The sequence below is a fragment of the Polaromonas sp. P1_G4 genome, assembly GCF_056405475.1.
The window spans coordinates 1-3,844 of sequence record NZ_JBFUCA010000421.1; the positions used below are offsets into that span (position 1 = coordinate 1).

At 60.4% G+C, this 3,844-nt stretch carries 2 protein-coding genes; both read right to left on the reverse strand.

From position 1 onward, the window contains the following. Positions 1 to 124: 124 nt before the first annotated feature. The gene (gene gyrB / locus AC1D1X_RS17860) at positions 125 to 2,749 is read right to left on the reverse strand and encodes a DNA topoisomerase (ATP-hydrolyzing) subunit B (RefSeq protein ID WP_477698794.1); all 2,625 of its coding nucleotides are present in this window, start codon (positions 2,747 to 2,749) and stop codon (positions 125 to 127) included. 114 nt (positions 2,750 to 2,863) lie between these two features. Then, positions 2,864 to 3,844 (reverse strand): DNA polymerase III subunit beta (gene dnaN, locus AC1D1X_RS17865; protein ID WP_477698795.1); only part of this gene is annotated, 981 nt, incomplete at its 5' end.

Genomic DNA, 3,844 nt, shown 5'->3' on the forward strand with positions numbered 1-3,844 from the left:
GTTCAAAGATCGCTCTGACGAAGTGCGGGCTGCGCTCGTCGGTGGAGAGGTGGTCGGGCAGCGATGGGCGCTCTGCTGTTTTGGTTTCTTCGGTCATGGTGTCAAGTAAGAACTGAGTGGTCGCTTAGACGTCGATGTTGGCGGCGCGCAGGGCGTTCTGTTCAATGAACTCGCGGCGTGGCTCCACTTCGTCGCCCATCAGCATGGTGAAGACGTGATCGGCTTCGATGGCGTCGTCGATCTGTACGCGCAGCAGGCGGCGCACGGTCGGGTCCATGGTGGTTTCCCACAGCTGGGCGGGGTTCATCTCACCCAGGCCTTTGTAGCGCTGGCGTGCGGTGGCGTTTTCTGCCTGGCCAATCAACCAGGCCATGGCCTGGCGGAAGTCACCAATCTTTTCTTCCTTCTGGCGCTCGCCCTCACCGCGCATGACTTTTGCGCCTTCGCTGATCAAGCCGCGGAAGGTGGCGGCTGCATCGGCCAGGGTGGAATAGTCAGCGCCGTGCACAAAGTCTTGCGTGAGCACGCTGCTCTTGACGTTGCCGTGGTGGCGGCGGCTGATGCGCAAGATGGGCTTGTCGGTGCGGGTGTCAAACTCGCCGGCCACTTCGGCGGGGGCGCCGGTGGTGTTGAGTTCACGCAGCTTGGCCTGCAACGTGACGGCTGACACTTCTGCGTCGGCCACGGTGTCCAGGTTCAGGCTCACGCCGTCGGCAATGGCGCGCAGGGCTTCTGCGTCCATGAAGCCGCGCAGGCGGGCAATTACGGACTCAGCCAGCTGGTGCTTGCGGGCCAGTTCGGCCAGCGTCTCGCCCGTCAAAACCGTGCTGCCTTCAGCGCCGGTTTGCACAGACGCGTCTTTCAGTGCAATGCGCAGCAGGAAGCCGTCTAGCGCTGCGGTGTCTTTGAGGTACTGCTCTTCCTTGCCGGCCTTGACCTTGTACAGCGGTGGCTGCGCAATGTAGATGTGGCCGCGCTCAACAAGCTCGGGCATCTGGCGGTAGAAGAAGGTGAGCAGCAGCGTGCGGATGTGGGCGCCGTCAACGTCGGCGTCGGTCATGATGATGATGCGGTGGTAGCGCAGCTTGGCGACGTTGAAGTCGTCGGTGCCTGGCGTGCCACCAATGCCGCCTGCCTTGCCGATGCCGGTGCCGAGGGCGGTGATCAGCGTCAAGATTTCGTTGCTGGTCAAAAGCTTTTCGTAGCGGGCTTTTTCAACGTTCAGGATCTTGCCGCGCAGGGGCAGGATGGCCTGGAATTTACGGTCRCGGCCCTGCTTGGCRGAGCCRCCGGCGGAGTCRCCCTCGACCAGGTAGATCTCGCACAKSGCGGGGTCTTTTTCCTGGCAGTCGGCCAGCTTGCCGGGCAGGCCCATGCCGTCGAGMACRCCYTTGCGGCGYGTCATSTCGCGGGCCTTGCGCGCGGCYTCGCGRGCGCGGGCTGCTTCAATGATCTTGCCGACGATGATTTTTGCGTCGTTGGGGCGCTCTTGCAGGTAGTCGTGCAGGAGGCGGCTCACGATGTCTTCCACCGGGCCGCGCACTTCGCTGGAGACCAGCTTATCTTTGGTCTGGCTGCTGAACTTGGGCTCTGGCACCTTCACGCTCAGCACGCAGCACAGGCCTTCTCGCATGTCRTCGCCGGTGACTTCAACCTTGGCTTTCTTGGCCAGTTCGCTGTCATCAATGTATTTGTTGATGACGCGGGTCATGGCGGCGCGCAGGCCCGTCAGGTGGGTACCGCCGTCGCGCTGGGGAATGTTGTTGGTGAAGCAGAGCACCTGTTCGCTGTAGCCGCTGTTCCACTGCATGGCAACTTCAACACCGATGTTGGTGCCCTGGTCGCTGGCGCGGTCGCCCATGGCGGCAAACACGTTGGGGTGCAGAACCGTTTTGCCTTTGTTGATGAACTCAACAAAACCTTTCACACCGCCGGCGCCGGCAAAGTCGTCTTCCTTGCCGCTGCGCTCGTCTTTGAGGCGAATGCGCACGCCGTTGTTCAGAAAGCTCAGCTCGCGCAGGCGCTTGCTCAGAATTTCGTAGTGGAAATCGTTGTTCTCTTTGAAGATGTCGGTGTCGGGCAGAAAGTGGACTTCAGTGCCGCGCTTGTCGGTGTCGTCCATGACTTTCATCGGTGACACATCAACACCGTTGACTTGTTCGATGATGCGGTTTTGCACAAAGCCGCGAGAGAACTCCATGACGTGCACTTTGCCGTCGCGGCGAATCGTCAGGCGCAGCATCTTGCTGAGTGCGTTCACGCAACTCACGCCCACGCCGTGCAGGCCGCCTGAAACCTTGTAGCTGTTCTGGTTGAACTTGCCGCCGGCGTGAAGTTCGGTCAGGGCGATTTCAGCAGCAGAGCGCTTGGGCTCGTGCTTGTCGTCCATCTTGATACCGGTCGGGATGCCGCGGCCGTTGTCGGTGACGCTGACGGAGTTGTCGGCGTGGATGGTGACGACGATGTCGTCGCAATGGCCGGCCAATGCTTCGTCGATCGAGTTGTCGACCACCTCAAACACCAGGTGGTGCAGGCCGGTGCCGTCGGACGTATCGCCGATGTACATGCCGGGGCGCTTGCGCACGGCCTCCAGGCCTTCCAGGATCTGGATGGAGCCTTCACCATAGGCTTCGGACGCGCCGGCCTGGTTGGTGTCGATCTTGGGCTGGAAATTGGAGCTTCCCTCGCCCGCGGCGCCGTCGTTGACGTTTACCTGATCGGCTTCGTTCGGTGTGTTTTCTTCAGTCATAGCCAGCTTTATTTCCGATCTTTTATCGAATTGCTTCGATTTCTTCAATCTCTTGAATGACCAAACCCGCGGAGAGTCGCGGGTCTGGTTGTTGGTTAGCGTGTGGTCAGCGCGTTAAATGCGCATCGGCATCACCACGTATTTAAAGGCTGCATCGTCGGGGATGGTCAGCAGCGCGGAGCTGTTGGAGTCAGCCAGTTCGATCTTCACCATGTCCTGGTCCATGTTGGCCAGCGCGTCGATCAGGTAGGTAACGTTGAAGCCGATTTCGATGGCGTCGCCGCCGTAGTCGATGTCGAGCTCGTCGACAGCTTCTTCCTGCTCGGCATTGTTGGAAGCCACGCGCAGGGTGCCGGGTTCGATGTTCAGGCGCACGCCCTTGAACTTCTCGCTCGTCAAAATCGCGGTGCGCTGCAGGCTGGCCAGCAGGGGCACACGGCCCAGCGTGATGATGTTTTTGTGGTTCTTGGGAATCACGCGGTTGTAGTCGGGGAACTTGCCTTCGACCAGCTTGGTGACGAATTCCATACCTTCAAAGCTGAACTTGGCCTGGTTGCCGGCAAATTGCATTTCGATGGCGCCTTCTTTGTCGCTGAGCAGGCGCTGCATTTCCAGAACTGTCTTGCGCGGCAGGATCACTTCCTGCTTGGGCACTTCAACGTCGAGCGTGGCCGAGGAGAAGGCCAGGCGGTGGCCGTCAGTAGCCACCAGGCTTAGCTGCTTGCCTTCGGCGACGAAGAGGATGCCGTTGAGGTAGTAGCGAATGTCGTGCACCGCCATGGCAAACGAAACCTGGTTGAGCAGCTCTTTCAAAACCTTTTGCGGCACCGAGAAGCTGGGGCCGAAATTGGCGGCTTCCTGCACCAGCGGGAAGTCTTCAGCCGGCAGGGTTTGCAGGGTGAAGCGGCTTTTACCGCCCTTGAGGATCAGCTTGTTCTGCGACGACTCGAGCGAGACGGTCTGGTCGCTGGGCATGGAACGCAGGATGTCGATGAGCTTGCGGGCACCCACGGTGGTGGTGAAGTTGCCGGCGTCGCCGTCGAGCTCGGCAGTGGTGCGGATCTGGATTTCAAGATCGCTCGTGGTGAGCTGCAG